Below are 15,138 nucleotides of genomic sequence, written 5' to 3' on the forward strand. Positions count from 1 at the left end.
CCATGGCCACTATCCACGTAGACGGCAAAGCGCTCGAAGTCGATGGGGCAGACAACCTGTTACAGGCGTGTCTGTCACTAGGCCTCGACATCCCTTATTTCTGCTGGCACCCCGCTCTTGGTAGCGTCGGTGCCTGTCGCCAGTGTGCGGTCAAGCAGTACACCGACGAGAACGACACCCGTGGTCGCATCGTCATGTCCTGCATGACCCCAGCCACCGACAACACCTGGATCTCCATCGACGATGAAGAATCCAAGGCGTTCCGCGCCAGTGTCGTCGAATGGCTGATGACCAACCACCCTCACGACTGCCCGGTCTGTGAGGAAGGCGGCCACTGCCACCTGCAAGACATGACGGTGATGACCGGCCACAACGAGCGCCGCTATCGCTTCACCAAGCGCACCCACCAGAACCAGGAACTGGGCCCGTTCATTTCCCACGAAATGAACCGCTGCATCGCCTGCTACCGCTGCGTGCGCTTCTATAAAGACTACGCTGGCGGCACCGACCTCGGCGTCTTCGGCGCCCACGACAACGTGTACTTCGGTCGCGTTGAAGACGGCGTACTGGAAAGCGAATTCTCCGGCAACCTCACCGAAGTCTGCCCGACCGGTGTGTTCACCGACAAGACGCACTCCGAGCGCTACAACCGCAAGTGGGACATGCAGTTCGCCCCGAGCATCTGCCATGGCTGCTCCAGCGGTTGCAACATCTCCCCGGGCGAGCGCTACGGCGAACTGCGTCGCATCGAAAACCGCTTCAACGGTTCGGTCAACCAGTACTTCCTGTGCGACCGTGGCCGTTTCGGCTATGGCTACGTCAACCGCGAAGACCGCCCACGCCAGCCACTGCTGGCCGGCGGCGCGAAGCTGAACACCGACGAAGCCCTGGATAAAGCCGCCGACCTGCTGCGCGGTCGCAACATCGTCGGCATCGGTTCGCCGCGTGCCAGCCTCGAAAGCAACTACGCGTTGCGCGAACTGGTCGGCGCCGAGCACTTCTACTGCGGTATCGAAGCCGCTGAACTGGAGCGCATCCGCCTGGTCCTGCAAGTGCTGAACGACAGCCCGCTGCCAGTGCCGAACATGCGCGACATCGAAGACCACGATGCGATCTTCGTGCTCGGTGAAGACCTCACCCAGACCGCCGCACGTATGGCCCTGTCGCTGCGCCAGTCGGTCAAAGGCAAGGCCGAAGCCATGGCCGACGCCATGCGCGTACAGCCTTGGCTCGACGCCGCGGTGAAAAACATCGGCCAGCACGCGCTGAACCCGCTGTTTATCGCCAGCCTGGCCGAAACCAAGCTCGACGACATCGCCGAAGAATGCGTACACGCAGCGCCAGATGACCTGGCCCGCCTCGGTTTCGCCGTGGCCCACGCCCTTGACGCCAGCGCGCCGGCCGTCGAAGGTCTGGACGCTGAAGCCGTGGCACTTGCCCAACGCATCGCCGACGCCCTGCTGGCGGCCAAGCGCCCACTGATCATCGCCGGCACCTCGCTGGGTTCCAAGGCGCTGATCGAAGCGGCAGCCAACATCGCCAAGGCTTTGAAGCTGCGCGAGAAGAACGGTTCCATCAGCCTGATCGTGCCGGAAGCCAACAGCCTCGGCCTGGCCATGCTCGGTGGCGACTCCGTCGACAGCGCCCTGCAAGCCGTGATCGACGGCAAAGCCGACGCCCTGGTAGTGCTGGAAAACGACCTGTACACCCGCACGGATTCGGCCAAGGTCGACGCCGCGCTGAACGCTGCCAAAGTGCTGATCGTCGCCGACCACCAGAAGACCGCTACCAGCGAGCGTGCCGACCTGGTATTGCCGGCCGCGACCTTCGCCGAAGGCGATGGCACCCTGGTCAGCCAGGAAGGCCGCGCCCAGCGCTTCTTCCAGGTGTTCGATCCGAAGTACATGGATGCCAGCATCCTGGTTCACGAAGGCTGGCGCTGGCTGCATGCCCTGCGCTCGACTCTGCTCAATCAGCCGATCGACTGGACTCAACTCGACCACGTCACCGCAGCCGTCGCGGCGAGCGCCCCGCAACTGGCGCGTATCGTCGACGCTGCACCGTCCGCCGCGTTCCGCATCAAGGGCATGAAACTCGCCCGTGAGCCGCTGCGCTACTCCGGTCGTACCGCCATGCGGGCCGACATCAGCGTGCATGAACCGCGTACTCCGCAAGACAACGACACCGCGTTCGCCTTCTCCATGGAAGGTTACTCGGGTTCGGTCGAGCCGCGTCAGCAAGTGCCATTTGCCTGGTCGCCGGGCTGGAACTCGCCGCAGGCCTGGAACAAGTTCCAGGACGAAGTCGGTGGTCACATCCGCGCTGGCGACCCGGGCACCCGCCTGATCGAACCCCAGGGCGATGCGTTGAACTGGTTCGCCGCCGTACCGCGTCCGTTCAACCCGGCCCAGGGCACCTGGCAGGTTGTGCCGTTCTTCCACCTGTTCGGCAGCGACGAGACCTCGTCCAAAGCCGCACCGGTTCAAGAACGCATCCCGGCTGCCTACGTGTCCCTGGCCAAGTCCGAAGCCGACCGTCTCGGCGTCAACGATGGTGCCCTGCTCAGTCTGAACGTCGCTGGCAAGACCCTGCGTCTGCCGCTGCGTATCAACGACGAGTTGGGTGCCGGCCTGGTTGCACTGCCAAAAGGCATCGCCGGTATTCCACCGTCGATCTTTGGCCAAACCGTTGACGGTCTGCAGGAGGCAGCGCAATGACCTGGTTCACCCCTGAAGTCATCGATGTGATCATTGCGGTCGTCAAGGCCATCGTGATCCTGTTGGCCGTGGTCGTGGCGGGCGCTTTGCTCAGCTTCGTCGAACGTCGCCTGCTGGGCTGGTGGCAGGACCGTTACGGTCCGAACCGCGTTGGCCCGTTCGGCATGTTCCAGATCGCTGCCGACATGCTGAAAATGTTCTTCAAGGAAGACTGGACGCCACCGTTTGCCGACAAGGTGATCTTCACCCTGGCACCGGTCGTGGCCATGAGCGCCTTGCTGATCGCCTTCTCGATCATCCCGATCACCCCGACCTGGGGCGTGGCGGACCTGAACATCGGCTTGCTGTTCTTCTTCGCCATGGCCGGTTTGTCGGTCTACGCGGTGCTGTTCGCCGGCTGGGCCAGTAACAACAAGTTCGCCCTGCTGGGCAGCTTGCGGGCCTCGGCCCAGACCGTGTCCTACGAAGTGTTCATGGGCCTCGCGCTGATGGGCATCGTGGTGCAGGTCGGCTCGTTCAACATGCGCGACATCGTCGAGTACCAGGCGCAGAACCTGTGGTTCATCATTCCGCAGTTCTTTGGCTTCTGTACGTTCTTCATCGCTGGCGTCGCCGTGACTCACCGTCACCCGTTCGACCAACCGGAAGCGGAACAGGAACTGGCCGACGGTTACCACATTGAATATGCCGGCATGAAATGGGGCATGTTCTTCGTCGGTGAGTACATCGGCATCATCTTGATCTCGGCCCTGCTGGTCACGCTGTTCTTCGGCGGCTGGCACGGTCCGTTCGGCATCCTGCCGCAGCTGGCGATCTTCTGGTTCTTACTGAAGACCGCGTTCTTCATCATGCTGTTTATCCTGCTGCGCGCTTCCATTCCGCGTCCACGGTATGACCAGGTGATGGATTTCAGCTGGCGCTTCTGCCTGCCGCTGACCCTGATCAATTTGCTGGTGACGGCTGCCGTTGTGTTGTTGAACACGCCCGCGGGCGCGGTTCAGTGAGGATTTGACCCATGTTCAAATATATTGGCGACATCGTTAAGGGTACCGGTACCCAGTTGCGAAGCCTGGTGATGGTGTTCGGTCACGGCTTTCGCAAACGCGACACCCTGCAATACCCGGAAGAAGCGGTGTACCTGCCGCCGCGCTATCGCGGCCGCATCGTACTGACCCGCGACCCCGATGGCGAAGAGCGTTGCGTAGCCTGCAACCTGTGCGCCGTGGCGTGCCCGGTGGGTTGCATCTCCCTGCAGAAAGCTGAAACCGAAGACGGTCGCTGGTACCCGGACTTCTTCCGCATCAACTTCTCGCGCTGCATTTTTTGCGGCCTCTGCGAGGAAGCTTGCCCGACCACCGCGATCCAGCTCACACCGGATTTCGAGATGGCCGAGTTCAAACGTCAGGACCTGGTGTACGAGAAAGAAGATCTGCTGATCTCTGGTCCCGGTAAAAACCCTGATTACAACTTCTATCGTGTTGCAGGTATGGCCGTTGCCGGTAAGCCGAAAGGCGCCGCACAAAACGAAGCCGAGCCGATCAACGTGAAGAGCTTGCTGCCTTAAGGAAGAAAGATGGAATTCGCTTTCTATTTCGCATCGGGTATTGCAGTGGTGTCCACGCTTCGCGTGGTCACCAACACCAACCCCGTGCACGCCCTGCTCTACCTGATCATTTCGCTGATCGCCGTGGCCATGACCTTTTTCAGCCTCGGCGCACCGTTCGCCGGTGTACTGGAAGTGATCGCCTACGCTGGCGCCATCATGGTGCTGTTCGTGTTTGTGGTGATGATGCTCAACCTCGGGCCGGCCTCGGTCGCCCAGGAACGCGTCTGGCTCAAGCCGGGCATCTGGCTCGGCCCGGTGGTCCTCGCCGCGCTGCTGCTGGCTGAACTGCTGTATGTCCTGTTCGCTCACCAGAGCGGCCAGGCCATCGGCCACACCACCGTTGGCGCGAAGGCCGTGGGCGTCAGCCTGTTCGGCCCGTATCTGCTGGTGGTCGAACTGGCTTCGATGCTGCTGCTCGCCGCAGTCATCACCGCCTTCCACTTGGGCCGTAACGAAGCCAAGGAGCAATGATGATGCCTGCTATCCCTTTGGAGCATGGTCTGGCGGTCGCCGGCATCCTGTTCTGCCTTGGCCTGGTCGGCCTGATGGTTCGCCGTAACATTTTGTTCGTGTTGATGAGCCTGGAAGTCATGATGAACGCTGCGGCACTGGCGTTCATCGTGGCAGGTAGCCGTTGGGGCCAGCCAGATGGACAAGTCATGTTCATCCTGGTGATCAGCCTGGCAGCCGCCGAGGCCAGTATTGGCCTGGCGATCCTGCTGCAACTGTATCGTCGCTTCCACACGCTTGATATCGACGCTGCCAGTGAGATGCGCGGATGAACATGATCTTTCTGACTTTCGTATTTCCCCTGATCGGTTTCCTGCTGCTGTCGTTCTCTCGCGGACGCTGGTCGGAAAACCTCTCGGCCCTGGTCGGCGTAGGCTCCATCGGCCTGTCGGCGATTGTCGCCGCCTACGTCATCTGGCAATTCAACGTCGCGCCGCCGGAAGGCGGCCACTACACCCTGGTGTTGTGGCAGTGGATGTCGGTGGAGGGCTTCAAGCCCAACTTCGCCCTCTACGTCGACGGCCTGTCGATCACCATGCTCGGCGTGGTGGTGGGTGTAGGTTTCCTGATCCACCTGTTCGCGTCCTGGTACATGCGCGGTGAAGCCGGTTACTCGCGCTTCTTCGCGTACACCAACCTGTTTATCGCCAGCATGCTGTTCCTGGTGCTGGGCGATAACCTGTTGTTCCTGTACTTCGGCTGGGAAGGCGTGGGCCTGTGCTCGTACCTGTTGATCGGTTTCTACTACAGCAACCGCAACAACGGTAACGCGGCACTCAAGGCCTTTATCGTGACCCGGATCGGCGACGTGTTCATGGCCATCGGCCTGTTCATCCTGTTCCAACAGGTGGGCACGCTGAACATCCAGGAACTGCTGGTGCTGGCACCGCAGAAATTCCAGGTCGGCGACTTCTGGATCACCCTGGCGACCCTGATGCTGCTGGGCGGCGCTGTCGGTAAATCCGCGCAACTGCCGCTGCAAACCTGGCTCGCGGATGCGATGGCCGGCCCGACACCTGTTTCGGCACTGATCCACGCCGCAACGATGGTGACCGCGGGTGTCTACCTGATCGCCCGTACCCACGGCCTGTTCACCCTGGCGCCGGACGTCCTGCACCTGGTGGGCGTGGTCGGCGGCGTGACCCTGGTACTGGCCGGCTTCGCCGCGCTGGTGCAGACCGACATCAAGCGTATCCTCGCCTACTCGACCATGAGCCAGATCGGCTACATGTTCCTGGCCCTGGGCGTCGGCGCCTGGGACGCGGCGATCTTCCACCTGATGACCCACGCGTTCTTCAAGGCCCTGCTGTTCCTCGCCTCCGGTGCGGTGATCGTCGCCTGCCACCACGAGCAGAACATCTTCAAGATGGGCGGCCTGTGGAGGAAACTGCCACTGGCCTACGCCAGCTTCATCGTCGGCGGTGCCGCACTCGCAGCCCTGCCATTGGTGACCGCCGGTTTCTACTCGAAAGACGAAATCCTCTGGGAAGCCTTTGCCAGCGGTAACCAGAACCTGCTCTACGCAGGCCTGGTGGGTGCGTTCATGACCTCGCTGTACACCTTCCGCCTGATCTTCATCACCTTCCACGGTGAAGCCAAGACCGAAGCACACGCAGGCCACGGCATCTCCCATTGGCTGCCGCTGTCGGTGCTGATCATCCTGTCGACCTTCATCGGCGCCATGATCACCCCGCCACTGGCCGGCGTACTGCCGGAAAGCGTCGGCCATGCCGGCGGCGACGCCCAGCACAGCCTGGAAATCGCCTCGGGCGCCATTGCCATCGCGGGTATCCTGCTGGCGGCCCTGCTGTTCCTCGGCAAGCGTCGCTTCGTCACTGCCGTCGCCAACAGTGGCATCGGCCGTTTCCTTTCGGCCTGGTGGTTCGCCGCCTGGGGCTTCGACTGGATCTACGACAAACTGTTCGTCAAGCCTTACCTTGCGATCAGCCACGTACTGCGCAAAGACCCGCTCGACCAGACCATCGGTTTGATCCCGCGTGCCGCCAAGGCTAGCCACACCGCCCTGAGCCGCAGCGAGACTGGCCAATTACGTTGGTATGCAGCTTCCATGGCGGCCGGTGCCGTTCTGGTGATCGGCGCCATCGTTGTGGTAGCGGTCTGACCATGTCTAAGTACATTGCGAACTTTGCGAACTTGCGAAAGGAAACGAGCCCGTCATGATTCTGCCCTGGCTAATCCTGATCCCCTTTATCGGCGGCCTGCTCTGCTGGATGGGTGAACGCTTCGGCGCCACCCTCCCCCGCTGGATTGCGTTGCTGACCATGTCCCTGGAACTCGCGCTCGGCCTCTGGCTGTGGGCCCATGGCGACTATTCATTTGCTCCGGCGCCTGGCGCCGATCCGACCTGGGCGCTTGAGTTCAAGCACGTCTGGATCCAGCGCTTCGGCATCAACGTACACCTGGCCCTCGACGGCCTGTCGTTGCTGATGATCCTGCTGACCGGCCTGCTGGGTGTCCTCTCGGTACTCTGCTCCTGGAAAGAGATCCAGCGTCACGTGGGCTTCTTCCACCTGAACCTGATGTGGATCCTGGGCGGCGTGGTCGGCGTGTTCCTCGCCCTCGACCTGTTCATGTTCTTCTTCTTCTGGGAAATGATGCTGGTGCCGATGTACTTCCTCATCGCGCTCTGGGGTCATAGTTCTTCGGACGGCAAGAAAACCCGGATCTACGCGGCGACCAAGTTCTTCATCTTCACCCAGGCTTCCGGCCTGATCATGTTGGTGGCGATCCTCGGTCTGGTCTTGGTCAACTTCAACAGCACGGGCGTGATTACCTTCAACTACGCCGATCTGTTGAAAACCAAGATGTCCCTGACCACCGAGTACATCCTGATGCTGGGCTTCTTCATCGCCTTCGCGGTGAAACTGCCGGTGGTGCCGTTCCACTCCTGGCTGCCGGATGCCCACGCCCAGGCGCCGACCGCCGGTTCCGTGGACCTGGCCGGTATCCTGCTGAAGACGGCGGCCTACGGCCTGCTGCGTTTCGCCCTGCCGCTGTTCCCGAATGCCTCGGCCGAGTTCGCGCCGATCGCCATGACCCTGGGTCTGATCGGGATCTTCTACGGTGCGTTCCTGGCCTTCGCGCAAACCGACATCAAGCGTCTGGTTGCCTTCTCGTCCGTTTCCCACATGGGTTTCGTACTGATCGGTATCTACTCCGGCAGCCAGGTGGCGTTGCAAGGCGCCGTGATCCAGATGTTGGCGCACGGTGTTTCAGCCGCCGCACTGTTTATCCTCAGTGGTCAGTTGTACGAGCGTCTGCACACCCGTGACATGCGTGAGATGGGTGGCGTGTGGTCGCGCATCGCCTACCTGCCGGCGATCAGCCTGTTCTTTGCCGCCGCGTCCCTGGGCTTGCCGGGCACCGGTAACTTCATCGGCGAGTTCCTGATCCTGATGGGGACCTTCGTGCAGACACCGTGGATCAGCGCCATCGCTACTTCCGGCCTGGTATTCGGTTCGGTCTACTCGCTGATCATGATCCACCGTGCGTACTTCGGTCCGGCCAAGTCCGACACCGTCCTGCGCGGGATGGATGCTCGCGAACTGATCATGGTGCTCGGTATGGCGGTCCTGCTGATCTACATCGGCGTGTACCCGCAACCGTTCCTGGACACTTCTGCCGCAACGATGCATGGCGTGCAGCAGTGGTTCGGCACCGCCTTCTCTCAACTCGCTTCGGCCCGGTAAGAGCGCTATGGAATTCACGATCCAACACTTTATCGCGCTTGCGCCGCTGCTGATCACCAGCCTCACCATTGTGGTGGTGATGCTGTCGATCGCCTGGCGTCGCAATCATGCGCAAACCTTCCTGCTGTCCTGTGCGGGTTTGAACCTGGCCTTGCTGTCGATCATCCCGGCACTCAAGGTCGCGCCCCTGGCGGTGACCCCGCTGATGATGATCGATGACTTCGCGCTGCTGTATATCGCGTTGATCCTCGTCGCCACCCTGGCCTGCGTCACCCTCGCCCACGCCTACCTCGGCGAAGGCGGCACCGGCTACCCGGGCAACCGCGAAGAGCTGTACCTGCTGATCCTGCTGGCTGCGGCCGGCGGCATCGTGCTGGTCAGCGCGCAGCACCTGGCCGGTTTGTTCATCGGCCTGGAACTGCTGTCGATCCCGACCTACGGCCTGGTGGCCTACGCCTTCTTCAACAAGCGCTCCCTGGAAGCCGGCATCAAGTACATGGTGCTGTCGGCCGCCGGTTCCGCGTTCCTGTTGTTCGGTATGGCCCTGCTCTACGCCGAAGCCGGCAGCCTGAGCTTCACCGGTATCGGCCACGCCCTGGCGGCCACCAGCATGCCTGCGCCGATCGCCCAACTGGGCCTGGCGATGATGCTGATCGGCCTGGCTTTCAAACTGTCGCTGGTGCCCTTCCACCTGTGGACACCGGACGTGTACGAAGGCGCTCCGGCGCCGGTGGCCGCGTTCCTGGCCACGGCGACGAAAGTTGCGGTGTTTGCGGTGGTGGTGCGTCTGTTCCAGATCTCCCCGGCGGCCAACACCGGTGTGTTGAGCGACGTACTGAGCGTGATCGCCGTTGCCTCGATCCTGTTCGGTAACCTGCTGGCGCTGACCCAGAACAACCTCAAGCGTCTGCTGGGTTACTCGTCCATCGCCCACTTCGGCTACCTGCTGATCGCCCTGGTGGCGAGCAAAGGCCTGGCTCTGGAAGCGATCGGCGTGTATCTGGTCACCTACGTGATCACCAGCCTCGGCGCCTTCGGTGTCATCACCCTGATGTCCTCGCCTTACAAAGGCCGTGACGCCGACGCCCTGTACGAATACCGCGGCCTGTTCTGGCGCCGTCCGTACCTGACCGCCGTGTTGACCCTGATGATGCTGTCCCTGGCCGGTATCCCGCTGACTGCAGGCTTTATCGGCAAGTTCTACATCATCGCGACCGGCGTTGAAGCGCATCAATGGTGGCTGGTTGCCTCGCTCATCCTGGGTAGCGCCATCGGCGTGTTCTACTACCTGCGCGTGATGGTCACCCTGTACCTGATCGAGCCAAACCTGCGTCGTGTGGATGCCGAGCTGCACTGGGAACAGAAAGCCGGTGGCGTGATGCTGCTGGCCATCGCCGTGCTCGCCTTCTTCCTCGGCGTGTACCCACAACCGTTGCTCACTTTGGTGCAGCACGCGGTACTGGGCGTTTGATCGCTTAGCGGTATGCAGTAAACAGAAACGGCACCTTCGGGTGCCGTTTTTGCGTTTATGGGGCAGAGAAGATGCGGCCTCAATGCGTCTAAAGATTGGCCGACACTAAACCATCGAGCGTTTCGCGAAGCCGCTGATGCACCGGCAAGCGAAGGCCAAAGGTGCCGCGCAGCACATCAAGCAATTCATCGGCACTGGCTATCGCGCGTTTTTCGCTGGGACCGTCCAGGGAGTGCATCGCGTAGTGGCCGTTGTTCAAGGTGTGACGCTTACCCGGCGCGAGCAGTGCCACTTTCAACTGACCGAGAAACGGCGAGCCCGCATGGGTGGAGACGTACCAGTTGCCGATTTCATAGTCGATGTCTGCCTGCACCTGCAGGTCGAACACATACAAGCCACGCCACTCCCCGCCGACGTCGGCCCACAGGGTGTAGCTGCCGTGCTTAACGGTCAGCCGAAAGGGTTCGTGGGCGGTGGCCTGGATCGCTTCGCTGTCCAGGCGTAACGGGCTGCTCGGCACCATGCCGCCAAAGCCGACGTCGCAGATATAGCGCACACCGTCCACCGTCACCAGGCTCAGGCGATGGGTACGCGCGGTGTGTGCGTCCGGTGGCCCGCCCATCACGACCCGTCCGGTGATGCCGCGTGCGTCGAAGCCCAGCTCCTGCAGCAGTTCCAGGAACAGTTGGTTCAGTTCATAGCAATACCCGCCGCGTCCATCGAGCAAGACTTTTTGTTCGACGCTGGGCAGGTCGATCGGCACCGGCAAGCGCAGCAGGGTCGACAGGCTTTCAAAGGCGAACGTACACACATGCCGCAATTGCAGGTCCTGCAAGGTTTGCAGGGTCGGCGGCGGCGGCGCAGCGTAGCCCAGGCGTTGCAGGTACAGGTGGCTTTGGGTCAGGCGGGACATGACGCGATCCTTGGGCGCGTGGCGAAGGCCCCACTATGCCGTCCGGACCGGCAATTTGTCATTTCGAATGAACCTTTTTAAACGCTTTCCTATCCATCTATAACAAGACAGGGAGGCAACATGAGTAGCGCAAAAATCTACACCATTACCTATCAACTGCACGGTCAACCGAAGTCTTTCGTGGTGCGTGCCGAAGTGATGAATAACGCCGAGGCCTGGCACTGGGCGGCCGTTGATGCCGATATTGCGCATGTCAGCCGCATCGGTCGGGTCGGCCACGAACAGGTGAAAAAAACCACCCGGCCCTGGGCCGAGAAGTACGGCATCACCGACGTCAACTGGGTACCGCCCAAATAAACAAACGCCCCGTTCAACGACGGGGCTTTTTTTTCGACAGCATTTGGTTGCTCACGCTCTTTCGGGGCATTGCGTGTGCGATCCGGGCCGGGGCTGCTTGTAATCGATCATCGAGAACGCCCCACACGCCTTCGCTCAACGTGTTTACCGCACACCTCATCGCCAAGCATGAGAAGATGCCGCCCTGCCCTATCCCCTACAAACGCCAAGGAGATTTTCCCCGGATGTTCGAACTCAAACCCTGCGACCCCATCACCTACCGCCAGCAGACCCGTCGCAGTACGTTGATCGTGGCCGTGTTGTTCGTGGCCCTGGCGATGCTGTTGTCGAGCCTGGCGGTGATGCTGTTTGGCGAAGCCGGCGGCGACAACTTTCGCTACAACGTGGGTGGGGTGTTTGCCGGGGTGTTGATCACCCTCGCCCTGGTACGTGGCCCGTTCTGGACCCAGCCATGGCTGGCGCCGGCGGTGTATGGCTGGCAGCTCAAGCGCAACCTGATGCGCGTGACCAACGTGATGCACAAGGTCACCGACCGCGTGCAAGCCAATGACCCGACGGCGCTCAAGGTGCTGCGGTTCTATCACCTGGGGCTGACGCAGATGCATGAGCTGGACGCCAACTCCAGCGCCCAGGTGCAGTTGGTCGGCGAGATCGAGGCACATAGGGCGAAGATGCAAGCGTTGGGGCTCGATACCGAGCAAACCCGTTTCGACCCGTCCTGGCTGGACAGTTTCAAAGGCGCTTAAGCCAACACCCCGATACGCTGCGCATCCGGCCAGAACAGCGCCGCCTGCCCACACGGCAGGCCGGCGGCATCGAGCAACGTCCACACCACACCGGCATGGATCATGAACGGCTGCTGATCTGCATCCACCCGCCAGCCGCTGTAGCCATGGGCGATGCCGTTGGCGCTGACGTGCTCCAATAACACCTGGCGCGCGGCGCGGTCGAGTTCCGAGGCGCTGAAGCGTGACGGCATGCCGATGAAGGTCTCGCGCGGGTATTTGAAGCACGCCAAGGCGCACGCATTGGCGTAGTTAAACCGCGGGTCCGCCGCGCCATCGTGGGCCAGCAGGCTGTAGGGCGCATGGGCATGCAGCCAGGTCAGGCGTTGCTGTGCGTCCAGATGCTCGGGCGCCGGCAAGCCCTGGCCGGTCCAGTGTCGATAGGCGTCATCCAGCACGCGTACACAGTCTTCTTGTCGGGTCACACACTACCTCACATTGTCAGTTGGAACGCTTTGCCCGCCAGCAGAACACGGCGCTGACGGCTATCGCGGCGCCCGCCAGGCCAAACACCCAAGGGGCCGCGGCGACCGGCAGCAACAACCCCGCCAGCAGCGGCCCGAGGCCGGCGCCGATATCGCGCCATACCGCGTTGGAGGCCAATGCCGACACGCGCATCGAACCGGGGTTGCGTTCGGCCACCAAGGTCGTCACCAGGGGCAACTGCAACGCCCGCAACACCAGCACTGCCGCCGCGCCGACGATCACCCAATAACTGCCGAATGCCGCCAGGGCCAAAGCGCTCAGGAACGAAAACAACAACAGCATCGACGTGGCGCCGAAGCGTTGCGCGGCGCGACCGCCCAGCGGGCTCAGGAGCATTTCCGAGACATAACGCAAGGCCATCAAGGCACCGGCGATCAGCACCGCGTCGCCCCCGAGAAGCTTCTGTGCCTGGATCGACAGACCAAAGATAAACAGCCCATCCAGCGCCACGCCTTCAATAAACGACCACAGCGCCACGCTGTCGGGCCACTTGAAACGGCGCCCCGGACTGCTGTGCAAATCATGGCCGACAGTAGGCAACCCCCGCGCCATCCACAAGCCCAGCAGGCAGCATCCGGCGAGAATCAGAAAGATCGGACGCGGTCCGGCCCATAAGGTCAGCCAGCCGCCGAGCGGCAATGCGAGCATCGGCCCGAGGGCGATCAAGGCCCGCGACCGCCCTGCCCGGCGTGCGGCACCCGTCGGCTCGGCGGTCGCCAGCACTTGGGTCGACAGGTTCAACGCGGCAAAACACAGGCCCCAGACCAGCCGCAAGCCCAGCAATGCAGCGAAGCCCGACAGCATCGAGTTACCCAAGGCACACAGCGTCGCGGCACCGGCGGCGATCATGCAGGTCAGACGATCGCCGTGGCGGGCATAGAAATTGAGCACGTGGCGGTAACCGAAAATCCGCACCAGTCGGTTGGCCGCCAGCAGCACCCCGGCCTGGGCCAGCGTGATGCCGAACGCCTGGGATTCCATGGGCAGCAGCAGATAAAGCAACACGTCACTGGGCAGGCATAAAGCCAAGGTCAGCGCGGCGCGGCGGGAGGTGATGTCGGCAGTGCGTTGGGCCTGGCTTGCCATAAATCTGAAACATCCCGAAATATTCAGGTCGCCACCGTAGCCTTCTCGAACGGCTTTTTACAACGCTCGATTAAACCTTTTTGTCATACGGCAACAACCGCAGGCCGCTGGCCACACTGCCCACCAACGCAAACGCACAGCCCAGCCACAACGCGTAGTGCGGGCCGCTGCCCAGGGACCAGTGAAAACACAACGCCACCAGCGACGCTCCCAGCGTCTGCCCCAGCAACCGCGAGATCGCCACAATGCCACTGGCCCCGCCGCTGCGGGCCAAGGGCGCGCTGGTCATCAATGCCTTGAGGTTGGGCGACTGGAAGAACCCGAAACCGGCTCCGCACAAGGCCATGCGCCAGCCGATCTCGAACGCCGACGCATCATTGTGCAACGTCGCCAGGGCCGCCATGCCCACGCTCAGCATCAACAGGCCGATCCCACACAACAGGCCGAGGGACACGCGGTCGGCCAGGCGCCCGGCGACCAAGGCCATCACCGCCACGACCGCAGGCCAGGGCGTCATCAGAAAGCCGGTCTCCACCTGGCTGTGCCCGAGCACTGCCTGCAGCAGAAACGGCAGCGACACAAAGGCCAGGCCCTGGGCACTGAAGGCGCAGATCGCCGTGAGCGAAGACAGCGCAAACACCGGGCGCTTGAACAAGTCCACTGCCAGCATCGGCGCCGGGTGCCCGGCCTGGCGGCGCAGCAGCAGCGCGCCGCAGACCAGCGCCAGCGCGATCAGGCCCAGGGTCAACGCACCTTGGGCGCCATGCACCGCCGTCCCCAGGCCAAGTACCAGCAAGGCGAACAGCCCAGCACACAACAACGCGGCGAGGCGATCGAAGGCATGCCCGGCCATGGGAATGACCGGCAATGAGCGCAAGCCCAACAGCAGCGCCAACAAGCCCAGCGGCACGTTGATCAGGTACAGCCAGTGCCAACTCGCCACCGACAGGATCGCCGACGCCGCCGTCGGCCCGAGCGTGAACGCCAGCCCCACCACCAGCGAGTTATAGCCCAGGCCGCGCCCGAGCATGCACGACGGATAGATATGCCGCAGCAACGCCGTGTTGACGCTCATGATCGCGGCCGCACCGAGCCCCTGCACCACCCGCGCCGCCGTGAGCGTCACCAGCGACCCGGCGATCCCGCAAAACAGCGACGATACGATAAACAGCAACAAGCCACCGAGGTACACCCGACGGTGCCCGAGCACATCGCTCAGCGAAGCGAAGGGCAACACCGTGGCAATGATCGCCAACTGGTAGGCATTGACCACCCAGATCACCGACGCGGAGTCGGTGCCAATGCCGTCGGCCAGGGTCGGCAGCGCCGTGTTGACGATGGCCGTGTCCAGGGTCGCCATGCCGATGCCCAGGGAAATGGCGATCACCGCCGGCAGGCGTTTATTCAGGGGCAGCCCATCGGCAACAGAAGACATGCACAATCCGCACAGGTGACAAAAGGCTTCTAGATTACGGGCTGCGACGATTTTTTCCAGTC

14 protein-coding genes are annotated in these 15,138 nt (G+C 62.4%); 10 read left to right on the forward strand and 4 right to left on the reverse strand.

Annotated features, from left to right (window positions below; genetic code table 11):
* Window positions 1–2: 2 nt before the first annotated feature.
* The 8 genes from nuoG to nuoN are packed head-to-tail and all read left to right on the forward strand — an operon-like array spanning window position 3 to window position 10,014.
* On the forward strand, window positions 3–2,717 hold the full coding sequence (gene nuoG / locus LQ249_RS19595; RefSeq protein WP_108525105.1) for an NADH-quinone oxidoreductase subunit NuoG: 2,715 nt from the start codon (window positions 3–5) through the stop codon (window positions 2,715–2,717).
* The gene (gene nuoH / locus LQ249_RS19600) at window positions 2,714–3,721 is read left to right on the forward strand and encodes an NADH-quinone oxidoreductase subunit NuoH (RefSeq protein WP_017848062.1); all 1,008 of its coding nucleotides are present in this window, start codon (window positions 2,714–2,716) and stop codon (window positions 3,719–3,721) included. The genes nuoG and nuoH overlap by 4 nt, the downstream gene beginning before the upstream one ends.
* 11 nt (window positions 3,722–3,732) lie before the next feature.
* Window positions 3,733–4,281, forward strand: a complete 549-nt coding sequence (nuoI, locus tag LQ249_RS19605; RefSeq protein WP_003174725.1) for an NADH-quinone oxidoreductase subunit NuoI — start codon at window positions 3,733–3,735, stop codon at window positions 4,279–4,281.
* Between the two features lie 9 nt (window positions 4,282–4,290).
* Window positions 4,291–4,794: an NADH-quinone oxidoreductase subunit J gene (gene nuoJ, locus LQ249_RS19610; RefSeq protein ID WP_017848063.1), complete on the forward strand. Its 504-nt coding sequence runs from the start codon at window positions 4,291–4,293 to the stop codon at window positions 4,792–4,794.
* Window positions 4,795–4,796: 2 nt separating this feature from the next.
* Entirely contained in the window at window positions 4,797–5,105 is a 309-nt protein-coding gene (gene nuoK, locus LQ249_RS19615) for an NADH-quinone oxidoreductase subunit NuoK (protein WP_026140165.1), read from the forward strand.
* Complete coding sequence (gene nuoL / locus LQ249_RS19620; RefSeq protein WP_232565821.1) at window positions 5,102–6,955, forward strand: NADH-quinone oxidoreductase subunit L; 1,854 nt, start codon at window positions 5,102–5,104, stop codon at window positions 6,953–6,955. The genes nuoK and nuoL overlap by 4 nt, the downstream gene beginning before the upstream one ends.
* A gap of 55 nt (window positions 6,956–7,010) precedes the next feature.
* Window positions 7,011–8,543, forward strand: coding sequence for an NADH-quinone oxidoreductase subunit M (gene nuoM / locus LQ249_RS19625; RefSeq protein ID WP_010566880.1), 1,533 nt, complete (start codon window positions 7,011–7,013; stop codon window positions 8,541–8,543).
* Window positions 8,544–8,550: 7 nt separating this feature from the next.
* Window positions 8,551–10,014 (forward strand): NADH-quinone oxidoreductase subunit NuoN, encoded by a 1,464-nt coding sequence (gene nuoN, locus LQ249_RS19630; protein WP_017848066.1) that lies wholly within the window; start codon window positions 8,551–8,553, stop codon window positions 10,012–10,014.
* An 88-nt stretch (window positions 10,015–10,102) separates the two neighbouring features.
* On the opposite strand, the gene LQ249_RS19635 is transcribed toward nuoN, so the two are convergent.
* Window positions 10,103–10,927, reverse strand: a complete 825-nt coding sequence (locus LQ249_RS19635) for an arylamine N-acetyltransferase family protein (protein WP_108525103.1) — start codon at window positions 10,925–10,927, stop codon at window positions 10,103–10,105.
* A gap of 120 nt (window positions 10,928–11,047) precedes the next feature.
* On the opposite strand from LQ249_RS19635, the gene LQ249_RS19640 reads away from it, so the two are divergent.
* Both LQ249_RS19640 and LQ249_RS19645 read left to right on the forward strand, forming a co-directional pair.
* The gene (locus LQ249_RS19640) at window positions 11,048–11,284 is read left to right on the forward strand and encodes a DUF6555 family protein (protein ID WP_046382905.1); all 237 of its coding nucleotides are present in this window, start codon (window positions 11,048–11,050) and stop codon (window positions 11,282–11,284) included.
* Between the two features lie 224 nt (window positions 11,285–11,508).
* Window positions 11,509–12,030 (forward strand): DUF3087 domain-containing protein, encoded by a 522-nt coding sequence (locus tag LQ249_RS19645; protein ID WP_046382904.1) that lies wholly within the window; start codon window positions 11,509–11,511, stop codon window positions 12,028–12,030.
* Here the strand turns inward: LQ249_RS19645 and LQ249_RS19650 are convergent.
* From LQ249_RS19650 to LQ249_RS19660, 3 genes are all read right to left on the reverse strand, one after another.
* Entirely contained in the window at window positions 12,027–12,467 is a 441-nt protein-coding gene (locus LQ249_RS19650; protein ID WP_232566618.1) for an MEKHLA domain-containing protein, read from the reverse strand. The genes LQ249_RS19645 and LQ249_RS19650 overlap by 4 nt on opposite strands.
* Window positions 12,468–12,510: 43 nt before the next feature.
* Window positions 12,511–13,641 carry an MFS transporter gene (locus LQ249_RS19655; RefSeq protein ID WP_057004425.1) on the reverse strand — a complete coding sequence of 377 codons (1,131 nt, stop codon included), beginning with the start codon at window positions 13,639–13,641 and terminating at the stop codon, window positions 12,511–12,513.
* Window positions 13,642–13,711: 70 nt separating this feature from the next.
* Window positions 13,712–15,076: an MFS transporter gene (locus LQ249_RS19660; RefSeq protein WP_232565822.1), complete on the reverse strand. Its 1,365-nt coding sequence runs from the start codon at window positions 15,074–15,076 to the stop codon at window positions 13,712–13,714.
* Between the last annotated feature and the right edge of the window lie 62 nt (window positions 15,077–15,138).

The organism is Pseudomonas sp. 7-41 (assembly GCF_021233075.1).
Lineage (GTDB): Bacteria > Pseudomonadota > Gammaproteobacteria > Pseudomonadales > Pseudomonadaceae > Aquipseudomonas > Aquipseudomonas veronii.

What these genes read in the sequence shown, in the direction of transcription:
- nuoL (WP_232565821.1), top strand. Translation starts at nt 5,102, where the DNA reads ATGAACATGATCTTTCTGACTTTCGTATTTCCCCTGATCGGTTTCCTG.
- nuoI (WP_003174725.1), top strand. Translation starts at nt 3,733, where the DNA reads ATGTTCAAATATATTGGCGACATCGTTAAGGGTACCGGTACCCAGTTG.
- nuoM (WP_010566880.1), top strand. Translation starts at nt 7,011, where the DNA reads ATGATTCTGCCCTGGCTAATCCTGATCCCCTTTATCGGCGGCCTGCTC.
- LQ249_RS19645 (WP_046382904.1), top strand. Translation starts at nt 11,509, where the DNA reads ATGTTCGAACTCAAACCCTGCGACCCCATCACCTACCGCCAGCAGACC.
- LQ249_RS19640 (WP_046382905.1), top strand. Translation starts at nt 11,048, where the DNA reads ATGAGTAGCGCAAAAATCTACACCATTACCTATCAACTGCACGGTCAA.
- nuoJ (WP_017848063.1), top strand. Translation starts at nt 4,291, where the DNA reads ATGGAATTCGCTTTCTATTTCGCATCGGGTATTGCAGTGGTGTCCACG.
- nuoH (WP_017848062.1), top strand. Translation starts at nt 2,714, where the DNA reads ATGACCTGGTTCACCCCTGAAGTCATCGATGTGATCATTGCGGTCGTC.
- nuoN (WP_017848066.1), top strand. Translation starts at nt 8,551, where the DNA reads ATGGAATTCACGATCCAACACTTTATCGCGCTTGCGCCGCTGCTGATC.
- nuoG (WP_108525105.1), top strand. Translation starts at nt 3, where the DNA reads ATGGCCACTATCCACGTAGACGGCAAAGCGCTCGAAGTCGATGGGGCA.
- nuoK (WP_026140165.1), top strand. Translation starts at nt 4,797, where the DNA reads ATGCCTGCTATCCCTTTGGAGCATGGTCTGGCGGTCGCCGGCATCCTG.
- LQ249_RS19660 (WP_232565822.1), bottom strand. Translation starts at nt 15,076, where the DNA reads ATGTCTTCTGTTGCCGATGGGCTGCCCCTGAATAAACGCCTGCCGGCG.
- LQ249_RS19635 (WP_108525103.1), bottom strand. Translation starts at nt 10,927, where the DNA reads ATGTCCCGCCTGACCCAAAGCCACCTGTACCTGCAACGCCTGGGCTAC.
- LQ249_RS19655 (WP_057004425.1), bottom strand. Translation starts at nt 13,641, where the DNA reads ATGGCAAGCCAGGCCCAACGCACTGCCGACATCACCTCCCGCCGCGCC.